At 71.2% G+C, this 14,304-nt stretch carries 13 protein-coding genes and 1 tRNA gene; 8 read left to right on the top strand and 6 right to left on the bottom strand.

The features are described 5' to 3' along the window. Positions 1–22 precede the first annotated feature (22 nt). Genes ACN27J_RS11930 through ACN27J_RS11915 form a run of 4 tightly spaced genes read left to right on the top strand, consistent with a single transcriptional unit; the run spans position 23 to position 5,007 of the window. Positions 23–1,297, top strand: a complete 1,275-nt coding sequence (locus ACN27J_RS11930; protein ID WP_421365988.1) for a glycosyltransferase — start codon at positions 23–25, stop codon at positions 1,295–1,297. Further along, positions 1,294–2,508 carry a glycosyltransferase family 4 protein gene (locus ACN27J_RS11925; RefSeq protein WP_421365986.1) on the top strand — a complete coding sequence of 405 codons (1,215 nt, stop codon included), beginning with the start codon at positions 1,294–1,296 and terminating at the stop codon, positions 2,506–2,508. Before ACN27J_RS11930 ends, ACN27J_RS11925 begins: the two co-directional genes overlap by 4 nt. Further along, a complete protein-coding gene (locus tag ACN27J_RS11920) occupies positions 2,505–3,854 on the top strand; it encodes a lipopolysaccharide biosynthesis protein (protein WP_421365984.1) in 1,350 nt (449 codons plus the stop codon). Before ACN27J_RS11925 ends, ACN27J_RS11920 begins: the two co-directional genes overlap by 4 nt. Positions 3,855–3,882: 28 nt before the next feature. Next, entirely contained in the window at positions 3,883–5,007 is a 1,125-nt protein-coding gene (locus tag ACN27J_RS11915) for a DegT/DnrJ/EryC1/StrS family aminotransferase (protein ID WP_421372210.1), read from the top strand. 117 nt (positions 5,008–5,124) lie between these two features. Here the strand turns inward: ACN27J_RS11915 and ACN27J_RS11910 are convergent, their stop codons facing one another. Both ACN27J_RS11910 and ACN27J_RS11905 read right to left on the bottom strand, forming a co-directional pair. Next, positions 5,125–6,558 (bottom strand): endo-1,4-beta-xylanase, encoded by a 1,434-nt coding sequence (locus ACN27J_RS11910; protein WP_421365983.1) that lies wholly within the window; start codon positions 6,556–6,558, stop codon positions 5,125–5,127. 263 nt (positions 6,559–6,821) lie between these two features. Then, on the bottom strand, positions 6,822–7,670 hold the full coding sequence (locus tag ACN27J_RS11905) for a helix-turn-helix transcriptional regulator (RefSeq protein ID WP_421365981.1): 849 nt from the start codon (positions 7,668–7,670) through the stop codon (positions 6,822–6,824). 103 nt (positions 7,671–7,773) lie between these two features. Between ACN27J_RS11905 and ACN27J_RS11900 the strand changes: the two genes are divergently transcribed. From ACN27J_RS11900 to ACN27J_RS11890, 3 genes are all read left to right on the top strand, one after another. Next, complete coding sequence (locus ACN27J_RS11900; protein ID WP_421365979.1) at positions 7,774–8,532, top strand: SDR family oxidoreductase; 759 nt, start codon at positions 7,774–7,776, stop codon at positions 8,530–8,532. Between the two features lie 44 nt (positions 8,533–8,576). After that, positions 8,577–8,783, top strand: coding sequence for a tautomerase family protein (locus tag ACN27J_RS11895; protein WP_421365977.1), 207 nt, complete (start codon positions 8,577–8,579; stop codon positions 8,781–8,783). A gap of 134 nt (positions 8,784–8,917) precedes the next feature. Next, positions 8,918–10,459, top strand: coding sequence for a hypothetical protein (locus tag ACN27J_RS11890; RefSeq protein WP_421365975.1), 1,542 nt, complete (start codon positions 8,918–8,920; stop codon positions 10,457–10,459). A 76-nt stretch (positions 10,460–10,535) separates the two neighbouring features. On the opposite strand, the gene ACN27J_RS11885 is transcribed toward ACN27J_RS11890, so the two are convergent. After that, positions 10,536–11,126, bottom strand: coding sequence for a hypothetical protein (locus tag ACN27J_RS11885; RefSeq protein ID WP_421372209.1), 591 nt, complete (start codon positions 11,124–11,126; stop codon positions 10,536–10,538). Positions 11,127–11,876: 750 nt separating this feature from the next. Between ACN27J_RS11885 and ACN27J_RS11880 the strand changes: the two genes are divergently transcribed. Then, positions 11,877–12,494 (top strand): hypothetical protein, encoded by a 618-nt coding sequence (locus ACN27J_RS11880; protein WP_421365973.1) that lies wholly within the window; start codon positions 11,877–11,879, stop codon positions 12,492–12,494. 25 nt (positions 12,495–12,519) lie between these two features. Here ACN27J_RS11880 and ACN27J_RS11875 read toward each other — a convergent pair. The 3 genes from ACN27J_RS11875 to ACN27J_RS11865 all read right to left on the bottom strand — a co-directional run bounded on the left by ACN27J_RS11875 (position 12,520) and on the right by ACN27J_RS11865 (position 14,301). Next, positions 12,520–12,630: transfer RNA gene (locus tag ACN27J_RS11875), tRNA-Gly, on the bottom strand. A gap of 228 nt (positions 12,631–12,858) precedes the next feature. Next, positions 12,859–13,263, bottom strand: coding sequence for a hypothetical protein (locus ACN27J_RS11870; RefSeq protein ID WP_421365971.1), 405 nt, complete (start codon positions 13,261–13,263; stop codon positions 12,859–12,861). A 220-nt stretch (positions 13,264–13,483) separates the two neighbouring features. Next, a protein-coding gene (locus tag ACN27J_RS11865) for an IS5 family transposase (protein WP_421365969.1) occupies positions 13,484–14,301 on the bottom strand; the annotation gives its coding sequence in 2 pieces (ribosomal slippage) (positions 13,484–13,971 and positions 13,971–14,301; 819 coding nt in all). Between the last annotated feature and the right edge of the window lie 3 nt (positions 14,302–14,304).

Genomic DNA, 14,304 nt, shown 5'->3' with positions numbered 1-14,304 from the left:
GACGGGTGCCTGTGGAGGAACGATGCGAGTGGTGGTGACCATCGAGGCGCGGTTCGCCCGTACCCCGGACGGCGCGATCTGGGCCCGGACCGGGCAGGACCACCAGTTCTGGAGCGGGTACCTGGCGGCGTTCGACGAGGTCCGGGTCGTCGCCCGGGTACAAGACGCGGCCGAGCCGGCCGCCGAGGCGAAACGGGTCGACGGACCCGGCGTCGAGGTCTGGCCGGTGCCGTACTACCTCGGGCCGTACCGCTACCTCGCCCACCGGGCGGCGATCGGCCGGGCCGTGCGCGAGTCCGCCGGCCCGCAGGACGCGGTGATCCTGCGGGCGCCGTCGCCGATCGGCACGCTCCTGGCCACCGCCCGGGACCGCCGTCGCCTGCCGTACGCGATGGAGGTGGTCGGTGATCCGTACGACCTGTTCGCCCCCGGCGTGGTGGACCACCCGCTGCGGCCCGTCCTGCGGCGGCTGTACGTCGACCGGCTGCGCCGGCAGTGCCGCCGCGCTATCGGCGCCGCCTACGTAACCGACCGTTTCCTGCAGGACAGGTACCCGACCTCGGCGGGCGCGGTGAGCGTCGCGGTGTCCGATGTCGACCTCACTCCGGCCGCGTACGTCGACACCGCCCGGACCATCGGACGGACCGGGACCGTCGCACCGACCCGGCAGCCGGCCACCCTGATCTCCGTCGGCTCGCTCGAACAGCGGTACAAGGGCATCGACACCCTCATCGCCGCGCTCGCCACCCTGACCGCCGACGGCCGGGCGGTCCGGCTGGTCCACGTCGGCGACGGACGGCACCGCGCCGAGCTGGCCGACCTCGCCCGCCGGTACGGCGTCGCCGACCGGACCGTATTCACCGGCGCGCTGCCCGGCGGCGACGCCGTCCGCCGGCAACTCGACGCCGCAGACCTGTTCGTCATGCCGTCCCGCACCGAAGGGCTGCCCCGGGCGCTGATCGAAGCGATGGCGCGGGCACTGCCCGCGATCGGTTCACCCGTCGGCGGCATTCCCGAGCTGCTGCCACCCGGGTTCCTGGTCCCACCGGACGACCCGGGCCGGTGGGCCGGCGCCGTCGCGGCGCTACTGGACCGCCCGGAGCTGATGGCCGCCGCGTCCGCCCGCAACCTCACCCGGGCCCGGGACTTCTCGGCCGATGTGCTCACCGCCCGGCGGACCGCCTACTACCAGGCCGTCGCCGAGGCGACCGCCGAGCGCACCGGTGACCGCACCGGAGGACGTACCGGGGGCCGCGCCGGTGAACCCAGCCGAGCCACCCAGAGGAGCTACGCGTGACCCGCCCAACTGCCATTCCAGCCGAAGCTCCACCACAGGCGGGATCGCACCGCCCGGCCGGCGGATCCGTGCACGTCGTCCACGTCATCGGCACGCTGGACCGCGGCGGCGCGGAGACGCTCTCGCTCGACATGTGCCGGGCCGTCCCGGCCACCGAGGTGCGCCAGACGTTCATCACCATGGGCGGACGGGCAGGCAGCCTGGCACCGCAGTTCCGGGCCGCCGGGGCGGCGGTCGTCCAGGTCCCGCAGCGCCCAGCCGTCACCTTCCCGCTGCGGCTGCGGCGCTGCCTGCGCCGGCGGCGGCCCGACGTCGTCGTGTCGCACATCAGCCTGTTCAGCGCGGTGGTGCTGGCGGTGGCCGCCGCGACGGGCGTGCCGGTGCGCATCGCCCGGATGTGGAGCGAAGGGGACGGCCGCCGCGACACCGTCGCCCGCCGGCTGCTGCGCGCCGTCCTGCGCCGGCTGCTGCATGTGGTCGCCACCGACATCGTCGCGGTCAGCGACGCGGCGATGGCGTACGCCGGCCGTCAAGTCGGCATGCCCGGCTGCCGGATCCTCTACAACAGTGTCGACGCGACCCGGGTCGTCGGCGGCGACCGGGCATCGGCCCGCCGACGGTGGGGCATCCCACCCGAGGCCATGGTCATCGGCTACATCGGCCGGGCCGCGCCGGAGAAGAACCGGCCGTTCCTGGTCGACGTGCACCGTGCGGTCCAGGCCCGGACCGACGCCCTGGCTGGTACGGCACCGCCGGTCGGTACGGCGTCGCCGGATACCCGGCTGCTCATCGTCGGGCCGTGCGGGGTCGACGACGTGGTGTCGGCCCACCCGGACGTGCCGGACGACCCGACGGTGATCCTCGGCGGAGAAGTGGACGAGATCGCCCCGGTGCTCGCCGCCGCCGACGTGTTCGTGCTGCCCTCCCACTGGGAGGGGTTGCCCGGCGTGGTGCTCGAAGCGCTCGCCGCCGGGCTGCCCGTCGTCGCCACCGATCTGCCCTGCCTGCGTGAGGCGTCCCGGTACGTCGACGGCCTCACCCTCGTCGACCTTTCGGCCGGCGCGCACCGGTGGGCCGAGGCGGTGCTGCGCAGCGCCCGGAACGGCCCGGCCGACCGCGACCGGATCCGGGAGAGCTTCGCGACCTCACCGTTCCAGACCCGGCACGCCGCGGCACAGTGGCGGTCGCTGTGGCGGGCCGAGGCGCGGTGACCCGCGACCGGCGGTCCACCCTGGCCCTGCTGGCCGGCTCCAGCGCCGTCCAGATGAGCAGCAACATGGTGGCGGCGCTGCTGGCCGCCAGCGTGCTCGGCCCGCACGGCCGCGGTCTGATGGTGCTGGGCGTGTCCACCGCCGGCATCGTCCCGCTGCTCGCCGGCCTCGGCACCGGACCCCAGCTGCGGGCGGCGTATCCGGCGGCGGGCGGCGGTGCCCGGCGACGCGACCTGGTCGCCAGCTACACCTGGTGGTCAGTGGCGGCCACGGTCAGCGCCGCCGTTCTCGCCGTCGCGGTGTCGGTGCTGTCCGCGCCGCTGATCGACCCGGCGCTCGCCGACCCCCGCTACCTGCTCGCCCTGTCGGTGCTGACCTGCGGGTACGTCGCCCACACCCAGCTACCCGACGGCTGGTACGCGGCCGGTCTGTTCCGGTCCGGCAGTCTCTGGGCGATGGCGACCACGCTCGGCGGCGGGCTCGGCCTGCTCGTCGCGGTCGCCGTCGCGCCGAACGTCTGGGCGTTGCTGCTCGGGCAGGGGACCGGCATGCTGTCGGCGGCCACCGCGCAGGTCGTCGCGCTGCGGGCCACCGGGCTGCTCTGCTTCCAGGCGCCGACCCGACGCGAACTGTCCCGACTGCTCGGCCGGGGCTGCCGGGCACTCGGCCTCACCCTCGGGCTGGCCCTGGCGCTGCGGCTGGACCGCTACGTACTCGGCGCGCTCACCGGGGCGGCGGCGGTCGGCGTCTACTCGGTGGCGTCCACCCTCGGCCAGGTGCCGAGGATGGTGCCGAACGCGATCGGCCAGCTCGTCAACCGGGACGCGGCCGTCGCGTCCGGACCGTTGCGCCCGGTCCGCACGGTCGCGGCGACCGCCGGCGTGGTGACCGCCGTCGGCGCGGTGACCGGGCTGCTGGGCTGGCTGGTGGTCATCCCGCTGCTCGGCCCCGGGTTCGCCGCCGCCGGACCGCTGCTGGTGGTGCTGCTGGTCGCCGAGGTCGCGTTCGTGCCGTACGCGGTGGCGAGCCGGGCGCTGCTCGGCGCCGGCCGGATGGGCGCGGTCGGTGCGTTCGGCCTGGCCTGGAGCGCGGCGGCGTTGGTGCTGTTCCTGCTGGCCGTCCAACTGTGGGGTGCGGCGGGTGCGGCGGTCGCCTGCGTCGCCGTGTACGCCGGCATCTCGGCGTCGTCCTGGCTGCTGCTGACCCGTTGGACCGTCCGCCGGCAGGGACCCGACCGGCCCCGCCTTGCGGACTCCGACGACCCGCGCCCCGGAGGAGCCGACGACCCGCGCCCTGAGGCAGCCGGTGACGCCCAACCACGACCTGCGCCGCTCAGCAGGGTGTGACCCACCGACCAGTGATGGAGTGATGTCGATGCTTCCCTACGGGCGTCCCTGTCTGGACGAGTCCGACGCCGAAGCGGTCGCCGCCGCCGTACGTACCGAGTGGCTGACCGCCGGCCCGACCGTCCGCCGGTTCGAGAGCGAGCTGGGCGGCTACCTCGGCGGGGTGGGCTGCGTCAGCGTCAGCTCCGGCACCGCCGCGCTGCACGCCGCGTACGGTGCCGTCGGCCTGCACCCCGGCGACGAGGTGGTCACCACGCCGTTGACCTTCGTCGCGACGGCCGCGACCGCCGCGCTGCACGGCGCCCGGGTGGTCTTCGCCGACGTCGAGGACGCCACCGGCAACCTGGACCCGGCCGCCGTACAGGCCGCGGTGACCTCCCGGACCCGGGTGGTCACCGCCGTCGACTACGCCGGCCATCCCGCCGAGTACGGGCAGCTGCGCAAGGTCGCCGCCGACGCGGGGGCGCTGCTGTTCGACGACGCGGCGCACGCGATCGGGTCGACGTACCGTGGGGTGCCGGTCGGCGGGCTCGCCGACCTGACGACCTTTTCGTTCTTCCCGACCAAGAACCTCACCACCGGCGAGGGCGGCGCGGTGACCGGCACCGATCCGGACCTGCTGGACCGGGTACGCCGGTTCGCCAACCATGGCATGGTCCGCGACCCGCAGCAGCTGCGGTACGGCGACGAGGGCGGCTGGCACCAGGAGGTGCACAGCTTCGGCCTCAACTACCGGCTCTCCGACGTCCTCTGCGGGCTCGGGCTCAACCAGCTGACCCGGCTGCCCCGGTTCAAGGCCGACCGGGCCAGGCTGGCGGCCCGCTACCACGAACTGCTCGCCGATCTGCCGGGTCTGCGGCTGCCCGAGCGGCGGCCCTGGGTCGACCCGGTCTGGCATCTCTACCCGGTACGCGTACTCGCTGGTCGCCGACGTGAGGTCTACGACCGGATGCGGGCGGCGGGCATCGGTGTCCAGGTCAACTACCTGCCGGTCTACCGGCATCCGGTGTTCGCCGATCTCGGCTACCGGCCGGGGCAGTGCCCGACGGCGGAGGCGTACTACGCCGAGGAGCTGTCCCTGCCGATCCACCCCGACCTGACCGACGCCGACCAGGACCGGGTGGTCGACGCCCTACGGACGATCCTGAAGTGACCGGGACGATGCTGGGCTGACTGAGACGATGCTGGGCTGACCGGGACGATGCCGGGCTGGATTCGTGGGTGGCGGGGCGTCCCGGCCGGTGGACGGTGCCGGCCGGGACGCCGGTCACTAACCGACGCGGACCAGCTGCCACTGCTGGTTGGCGCCGCCCCAGTCGTCGTACTGGACGATGTTGCCGCCGTCGGCGGTCGACGCGCCCTGGACTTCGAGGGCCTTGTTGCTGTGCCGGCTGATCAGTCGGACGTAGCCACTTGAGTCGGCGAGGCGCCACTGCTGGTTGGTGCCGTTGTGGTCGGTCCACTGGACGATGGCCGCGCCGTTGGCGGTGGACCACTCGTAGACGTCGAGGACCTTGCCGGAGTGGCGGGACCTCAGCCGGTAGTAGCCGCCGCCGGAGTCGACGAACTGCCACTGCTGGTTGGCGCCGTCGTTGCGGGTCCACTGGGTGATCCGACCCCCGTCCTCGGTGGACAGGCCGTAGACGTCGAGGGCCTTGCCGCTGTTGCGGTTGACCAGCACGTACCAGGCGTTCGGGTCGACCGGGCCGGTGCCGGGGTCGCCGCCGCCGGCGGAGTTGAGGGCGTTGAGTACGGCGTCGTAGGCGGGTTTCTTGTTGCCGTTGCCGTCGAACAGCAGGGGGTTGGCGCCGGTGCGCCAGGAGTCGGGGTCGAGGACGCCCCAGACGGTGATGCCGGTGCAGCGGGCGACGGCGAGGCAGGCGCGGGTGACCTGGCCGTACATGTTGGCCTGGTTTCCGCCCTGTTGGATGTCGAGTTCGGTGATCTGGACGTCGACGCCGAGGTCGGCGAAGCGTTGGATGTTCTGCTGGTAGGTGGGGTCGAGGCTGGTGCCGAGGTGGGACTGCAGGCCGACGCAGTCGATGGGGACGCCGCGGGCTTTGAAGTCGCGGACCATGTTGTAGATGGCGGTGGACTTGGCGTTGATGCCGTCGGTGTTGTAGTCGTTGTAGCAGAGTTTGGCGTTGGGGTCGGCGGCGCGGGCGGTGCGGAAGGCGACCTCGATCCAGTCGTTGCCGGTGCGTTGCAGGTTGGAGTCGCGGCGTCCGCCGCTGCCGCCGTCGGCGAAGGCTTCGTTGACGACGTCCCAGGAGTGGATCTGGCCGCGCCAGTGGCCGGCGACCCGGTTGATGTGGTTGATCATGGCGTTGCGTAGGGCGCTGCCGGACATGTTCTGGGCCCACTGGGGTTGTTGGGCGTGCCAGACGAGGGTGTGGCCGCGGACGGTCATGCCGCGGGCGCGGGCGTGGGCGATGAGTTGGTCGCCGGCGGTGAAGTTGAACTGGTTCTGGTTGGGTTCGGTGTGGTACCACTTCATTTCGTTCTCGGCCACGATGGAGTTGAACTCGCGGTTGAGGACGGTGGCGTGGGGTTGGCGGTTCAGCATGAACGAGTTGGTGGCGGCGCCGAAGTAGCGGCCGCTCTCGGCGGCGGCGGCACCCAACGTCGACGCCGCGCTGGCCGGGCTGGCCACCGCGACCGCGCCGAGGAGCATCGCGGCGACGGCTGCCAACGACAGCAGCATCCGTCTGGGCAGGCGGGGCCGCCGGACGGCCGGAGGCACGGCACGCCTGCCGGTGCTATTGGGGCTGGGACGGACCAGTGGTGTCACGATGGCTCCCGGGTGCGACGGTGACCTTCTAGGTCGATATGGACATGGTGTTAGCGCTACCGACTGCTCACCGCGTGAGCGACCTGGACGACGGCCACTCGACATTGAGAGCGCTAACATCGATGTGCGTAACATTGCCAGATTGTTTCGCCGCCTTCAAGGGGCACGCTGGTGCGCTACCGGGCCGTACCGGCGAAGTCCTGCTGACCGAGCACCGCGAGCAGCCGGATCTTCTCCTCGGCCTCGCTGCCCGGCCGAGGCGTCAGCACCAGCAACGCCTGCCCCTGGTCCTCGGTGAACAGCGCCTGACAGTCCACCTCGATGTCGCCGACCTCGGGATGCACCAGCGTCTTGTGGTCGGCGAACCGGCGGGCCACCTCGTGCCGCTGCCACAGGTCACGGAACTCACCAGACCCGGCCAGCAACGCCCGCACCAACTCGCCAGCGCGTGACCGCGGACCCGCCGCACCGTACGCCACCCGCAACGCAGCGACCAGGCTCCGGCCCTGCCGGTCATGATCCTCCGCTGGATACACCGACCGGGCGGTCGGGTCGGTGAACCAGCGGTAGACGTCACTGCGGGCCAGCCCGGTGCGGGTCGCCGGATCACCGAAGATCGACACCGCCAGGCGGTTCGCCACCAGCACCTCGCTCAGCGACGACAGGATCAGCGCCGGAGTGTCCGCCATCCGGTCCAGCACCCGCAGCAGGGCCGGGGCGACATGCCCGTCCTCAGGCGTGCGACGCGGCACGTTGTGGCCGGCCAACCGGTACAGGTGGTCGCGTTCCTCGGCGGTCAGCCGCAGCGTACGGGCGAGCGCGGCGAGCATCTGCTCCGACGGCTGCGGCCCGCGCCGCTGCTCCAGCCGTACGTAGTAGTCGACCGACATCCCGGTCAGCGCCGCTACCTCCTCGCGCCGTAACCCGGGCGTACGCCGACGAGGGCCCGACACCAGGCCGACGTCGGCGGGACGCAGCGCCGCACGACGGCGGCGGAGAAAATCGGCCAGGCCGGTACGGTCCATGTCCCCATCCTGCGACCGCAGGGCCCGGCCCAACCAGGGATCGCCGGTCCCCCGATCACCGGGTCTCTGCCGCCCGGCGCAGGCGACGCCGAACGTAGTGGGCATGAACCCATCTGGAAACACCATCTTCGTGCCCGGTGGCACATCCGGAATCGGACTCGCCCTGGCCGAGCGGCTGCAGGCCAACGGAAACACCGTGATAATCGGCGGCCGCCGCACCGACCTGCTCGACCAACTCGCCGCCGAGCACGGCTTCGGCACCGTACCCATCGACGTCACCGACCCGGCGTCCATCGCGCAGGCCGCCGCCTCCGTCGTCGGCCGCTACCCGGAGCTGAACGTCCTGGTCGCCATGGCCGGCATCATGCGGCGCGAGGACTGGACGGACCTGGCCTTCCTCGCCGACGCCGAGGAGATCGTCACCACCAACCTGCTCGGCCCGATCCGGCTGATCGCCGCGTTCACCGGGCACCTGCAGACCAGGCCCGATGCCACGATCATGACGGTCTCCTCCGGGCTGGCGCACGTCCCGCTGCGCGTCACCCCGACGTACAACGCCACCAAGGCGGCGATCCACCTGCTCAGCGAAACGCTGCGCCTGCAGTTGGCGCCGATCGGCGTACGGGTGACGGAGCTGGTCCCGCCCGCCGTGCGGACCGGGCTGCTGCCGGGCCAGCAGACGTCGGAGTTCGCGATGCCGCTCGACGAGTACGCCGACGAGGTGATGGCTCTGATCAAGGCCGACCCGCATGCTCACGAGATCCTCGTCGAGCGAGTGAAGTTCCTTCGGTACGCCGAGGTACGCGGCGACTACGACCAGGTCGTGGCCACCCTCAACGCCGCCGACCCGCACGCCCGCTGACCTGCCCGACCAGGCCGATCACCTGCCCGACAGAAAGGAAACCCATGCCCTACGCCAACCTCAAGGTTCCCGCCGACACGCTGACCCCGGAGTCGAAGAAGAAGCTGCAGGACGCCGTCACCGACGCCTTCGTGACCGTGTACGGCGAACGCGCCCGGCCAACCACGCTGGTGATCCTCGAAGAGGTCACCGACGGTGGTTGGAGCCTGGGCGGCACCATCCTCAACGCCGACCTGCTCGGCCGCAGCTGAGCTGGTCGGAGCAGATCGAGGACAGCTACTGCGGCTGGCGGGGATAGCCAGGCGGTTCGTGGGTAGGCCGCGAGGAAACCGGCGGGTCCCATCCGCGTACGGGCACGTTGTACGGGCGCATTCGGGAGGTCGACGTGAAACTCGGGAACAAGGTTCTGGACGAGGCCAGGGACAAGGCGCGGGAGCATGCCGGCTCGGCGCGGGACGTCTCTGCGGCACAGGCAAGGAGTTGGCACCACCGCGATCTCACCCATGAGACCGGTGCCCCGGACGTTGCGGGAGATCTGGTCGCCTTTCCGGTGAACGGCACCGATCCCCGGCTGTACTACCCGGGCGACGACCATCACGTGCACGAGCTTGCCTACTACCAGGGCGGTTGGCACCACCGTGACATCACCGCCGCTGCGGGCACCCGGGTGGTCAGGAGAGGGCGGTTGGCCGGGTTCGCGATGAACGGGACGGAGCCGCGGGTCTACCACGATGACTACGACGACCATGTGCACGAGCTCGCGTACCACGATGGCCGTTGGCATGATCGCGATCTGACCGCCGAGGCCGGCGCGCCGGCGAGCTCCATCGCAGCCATCGCAGCGTTCCAGGCGACCAGCACGGATCCACGGGTCTACTACATGAACTACGACGGGCATGTGGGCGAGTTCTCCCACTGGCAACAGCGCTGGCACCATCGCGATCTGACCGCAGATGTCGGTGCCCCGGAGGCGGCCCTGTTCGCACTCGTCGCGTTCACCGCAGGCGGTGCCGACTCCCGGGTCTACCACCTGGACCGCGACGGGCACGTGCACGAGTTGTCGTACTGGCAGGGGCGCTGGCACCACCGAGATCTCGTCCGTGACATCGGCGCCCCGGCTGCGGACGGCAATCTGCTGGCTGGCTTCACCGTGGGCGGCCCTGATTCGCGGATCTACTACATGGACACGTCGGAGCACGTGCGCGAACTGTCGTACTGGCAGGGCCGCTGGCACCACCGCGATCTCACCGAAGATGTGGGAGCTGTCCGTCCGGAGTCCGCCGGACTGGCCGGCTTTCCGATGGGCAGCGGTGGCGACGCGCGGGTCTACTCGAAGGGCACATACACCGGACACATCTACGAGTACGCCTTCTACGACGGCGGCTGGCACTACCAGGACGTCACCGACAGCGCAGACGCTCCCACCTGGGGCGGCGGTGGCACGATCGAGGCGTTCCTCGTGGCCGGCTCCGATCCGCGCGTCTACTACTACGACAACACCAAGGTCAACGAGCTCGCCAGCTTCGTCGACGCGCCAAGCGAACCGCCGGGCCCACAGACCAGGACCGTGCGACTGCAGCGGCAGATCATCTGGGAGGGCTTTGTGCCGTATCTCGGCCAGTTCCCGGCCTTCGGCGTCGTGTCACCGGGGCGACTCGTCGGGATAGAGGTTCCCCGGATCGGGCTGGTGGACCGGACGGTTCTCTTCGTCAAGGCCGGTCGTTCGACAGCGGAGTGCAACAACCCCGCCGCGGTGGTGGCACTGGACGAGGGGCAGTCGGCCACCCCGGATCAGATCCAGGACATCTTCGGCCAGTCTCAACCACGATTCTCGAGCGGGCAGCCGCTCAGCTTCCTCGCGTGCGTCGGGACCGCCGGTGACCTGCCAGACTGGCTGGACATCGAAATAACCGTACGGTTCGACTGATCCGATTCGGGGTGCGCCGAGGGCCGGACCCCGTACCCGGGGTCCGGCCCTCGCGCTGAGCTTGGGGTGTTTCTGGTCAGCTGTTCCAGTGCTGGGCGACGAGTTCGGCGGCCTGGGTCTCCCACTGGGCGTAGTGGTCCGGGTACGCCGACACCTGGACGGTCTGGGCGGCCTGGGTCAGCGGCATGTCCTGCCAGCCGTCGACGGCCTTGAGCCCGTTCAGGAACGCGGTGGTGGAGTACTCGACGTCGGTGATCTGCTCGACGGTGCCCCAGCCGGAGGAGGGACGCTGCTGGAACAGGCCCTGCGAGTCGTGGTCGTTGCGGTCACCGAGGTGGCCGAGGTTCTCCAGCTTGGACTCCTGCAGGGCGGTGGCGATGGCGACCACGGCGGCCCGCTCGTCCATGCCGGCCTTCTTGGTGGCGGCGATGATGCCCTTGACGTTGTCGGTCTGCTCGCCGGACAGGGTGATGCGGGACTGCTCGCCCTGCACGCCGTGCGGGGTGAGCGTGCCGGTGTCGACGCCGCTGCTGGCGGCGGCGGCGGACACGGGTGCGGCCAGGGCGGTGGGGGCGTGGTCGGCGGCCAGGGCGGGGGCGGCGATCGCGCCGCCGGCGAGGGTGAGCCCGGCGATGCCGAGGGCGGTGGTGCGCAGGCTGGTACGCAGGGTACGGGTGATGATCGTGGTCATGGGGGGTCCACCTTCCGTTTGCCGAGGGGGCGCACCCGTCACGGGCGGGCGGGTGCGCGGTAAACGGTCATCCGGGTGGTACGGGATCGGGCGCGGGTGCGCTGCTGCGCGCCGTGACCATGTACAACCACGCCGGCCCGCCGCCGATTCCCGACCGGGCCCACCCGCCGGGCCGCCCGGCCGGCGCTTAACGGCTACGGGCCTGTGGGGCCCATGCCTGGTGGCCGGCGGCCTGAGCCCGGCGGCTGCGGGCTGGAGTGGGTGGCGCGACCATGCACAACGACGCTGGGCGGCGGATCATTCCGGGCGACCAGCCGGCCAACGACTTGCTCGGGCGACCGGCTCCCGGATACCCCGAGATGCTTTCCCGGTTTGATGCCACAGGTGCATCAAGATGCACCTGTGGCATCAAACCGGGGCGGCGCTCCCGTGCTGCCGGCCAGCGGCGCCGACACGTCGGCACCCCCGGTGTGGTCGGCTGGTCCGTTAAAGTGGTTTCAACCTTGGTGCCAGCCTCGGCGGGCCGGTGCCGGGCCCACCTTGCAAGACGCAGCGGCCTTCGGCGAGCCAACGCGTGACCCCACCCGTCACCAGCAGTGGAGAGGCTCCACCATGCCGGCAGATCGCCGAAGCCGCAGCGCCCGTGACTCCGCCAGATCGTCCGCCCGGCCGGCCACCCGGGCAGCCCCGCCGGGGACGCCGTTGGCTCGTCGCCTGGCTCCGCTGGTGATCGCATTCGCGCTGGGCGCACTACTCGCTGCGCCGATCGGAGCCGTGACCGCAGGCGACTCCACTGACACAGGTGACTCCGCACCGGCCGACGACCGGGTCGCACAACTGCAGGCGCAGGAGGAGGAGCGGAACGCTGCCCAGATCGTGGAGCTGACCTCACTTGCCCGCCGTACGCAGGAGAGCCTCTTGCCAGTGCTCGACGGGCTGGCCGGTGCGGTGCCGGCGGGCCAACCGCCCGGTCCGGCAGCTCCCCAGTCAGACGTCGAGGGGTGGCGGGGCATCACCAGGAACGTGGTCGAGGACTTCGCCAACCCGCCGTCCGGTGGCACCGACGTCAACATCGCCCGTTCCGGTCTGGCTGCGGCAGTACGGGCGCTCGACGCCGCGGTCGACACATACGCGGCGGCGCTGGCCCTACCAGAGGATGCCCGTGGAACTCTGCTGGAGCTCGCCGGCCGTCAGCGGGACATCGCGGTCACCACCTGGTCGGTTGCCGCGACGCAACTTGACGTCCTCAACGTTGACGCCGGCAACGGGCACACCCACGTCTTCCTTCCAGCCGCGCCGGGGCAGGGCGCGCTGACCGCCGACGGCGTGCCGGAAGGGAAGTAGCGCCGCTGACCTGCGGTGGAGCGTCTGGAGCGGGCGACGAGAATCGAACTCGCGTAATCAGTTTGGAAGATCGCCCACCTCGGGCGTGATCTTGCTGGTCGTCCTGCTCACGGTGCCGGCGCTGGTGTCCGCTCGCGCCCGCCGGTGACCGCCTACGGCACCCGGTTATGGCACGCGGATGGCACGGCGGCCAAGGCGCGGCCGGCCGGCGTCGTACGGGTTCCCGCCCCGGCCTTCGGGCCGGGGCGGCTTGCCGTGCCGGCGGCGCTCTGCGACCTGGACTACGTTGCCCGGTGGCAAGCCGCGAAGCGGCGCGGCAGCCGATCGCCCTAACCTCGACGGCGGCCGACCACCCCTGCGATCGTCACGGCTCCGGTGGGGCCTCGTCGGCCGGTTGGTCGGCGGGTCGGACCTCGATGTGTGTCCAGACGACGCCAGGTACCAGGAAGCGGCCGTTGGCGTTGGCGGCGGCGACCATCTCGAATGTCCAGCGGTTGTTCTGGCAGATCATCGGTCCGATGACGGTCCAGCCGGAACCGAGCCGCTGGGCGTCTGTCAGGGCCTGAAACACGGCATCGGCTGGGGCTGCCTCGTCGAGCGGGGTCGTGAACCTGATCGAGAACTGGCCCGGATCTTTGTGGTAGCGCTCGATAGCTTGAACCTCGATGGTCCTGCCGATGGCGGCCTGTACCCGCTGAAGGATGCGCTGGGCTGAACGCTCATGCTTGCCGGTGACCACCAGATGCCACGTGAGCCGTACGGCTTCCACAGCAGGGGACTGTACGACGTCACGCGCTGCTGCAGATGCTGTGGTCCTGGTGTTCGCCCGCCGTGCCGGCCGATGCCGGCCGGAGGCCGCCAGCAGGCCGAGCACGGCGGGCGTGCCGCGCTCGCGCGGCACCTTGATCCAGAAGAGAGCGTCTCGGCAGTTGGTGTAGCATAGCGATCGCATCTCTGCCAGGACCGTGAGCTCACACTTATAAGAGCTCCTAACACGATCTTGGGGTTGTCTGTTTCGTGAGGCGGCGCCAGCAGATCAGAGCGCATCCGAGGCTGACGAGAGCGTCGTGGAGGTCGAGGTGGCGTTCCCAGCGGATGGCCAGTCTGCGGAACTGGTGGAGCAGGGCGATGCCCTGTTCCACCACGTAGCGCAGCTTGCCCAGGCCCTTGATGCGCTTGTGGCCGCGTTGCGGGATGATCGGCTCGGTGCCCCGGTGGCGGCAGGCGGCGCGGAACCCGGCGCTGTCGTAGCCCTTGTCGGCGAGCAGGACGGGGAACCGTCGTCGTGGTCGACCAGGGCGGCCGGCGATCGGTGGTACCGCGTCGAGCAGGTCCACGGCCTTGCTGATGTCGGGGATGTTGGCGCCGGTGGTGAGTACCGCGAGTGGGGTGCCCGCTCCGTCGGTGATCACATGGTGCTTGCTGCCGGGTTTGCCGCGGTTGACCGGGGATGGGCCGGTGCCGTCGCCCCCTTTTTCGCGTCGATGTGTCCGCCGTCGATGATCGCTCTGGACCAGTCGATGCGGCCGTGGGCGTTGAGTTCGGAGAGCAGGAGTTGGTGGAGCCGGTCGAACACGCCGGCGTCGGTCCAGCGGCGTAGCCTGCGCCAGCAGGTCATGCCGGAGCCGAAGCCCAGTTCCTGGGGCAGGTCCTCCCAGCCGATCCCGGTGTGGAGGACGAACAGGATGCCTTGCAGGCAGAGTCGGTCGGGTACCGGTCGTGGTCCGGGTGATCGTTGTGGCCACGGCGGCAGTAGCGGCTCGATCAACTCCCACAGGTCGTCATCGATGATCCACGGCTTGGTCACGCC

This window comes from Solwaraspora sp. WMMB762, from assembly GCF_049179115.1.
Taxonomy (GTDB): domain Bacteria; phylum Actinomycetota; class Actinomycetes; order Mycobacteriales; family Micromonosporaceae; genus Micromonospora_E.
Note: the sequence above shows the minus strand (reverse complement) of the source record. Positions and strands in the feature narration are given on the sequence as shown.

Excerpts from the sequence above, each read along its gene's own strand:
- ACN27J_RS11910 (WP_421365983.1), bottom strand. The coding sequence starts at position 6,558 with ATGCTGCTGTCGTTGGCAGCCGTCGCCGCGATGCTCCTCGGCGCGGTC.
- ACN27J_RS11905 (WP_421365981.1), bottom strand. The coding sequence starts at position 7,670 with ATGGACCGTACCGGCCTGGCCGATTTTCTCCGCCGCCGTCGTGCGGCG.
- ACN27J_RS11930 (WP_421365988.1), top strand. The coding sequence starts at position 23 with ATGCGAGTGGTGGTGACCATCGAGGCGCGGTTCGCCCGTACCCCGGAC.
- ACN27J_RS11895 (WP_421365977.1), top strand. The coding sequence starts at position 8,577 with ATGCCCTACGCCAACCTCAAGGTTCCCGCCGACACGCTGACCCCGGAG.
- ACN27J_RS11915 (WP_421372210.1), top strand. The coding sequence starts at position 3,883 with ATGCTTCCCTACGGGCGTCCCTGTCTGGACGAGTCCGACGCCGAAGCG.
- ACN27J_RS11900 (WP_421365979.1), top strand. The coding sequence starts at position 7,774 with ATGAACCCATCTGGAAACACCATCTTCGTGCCCGGTGGCACATCCGGA.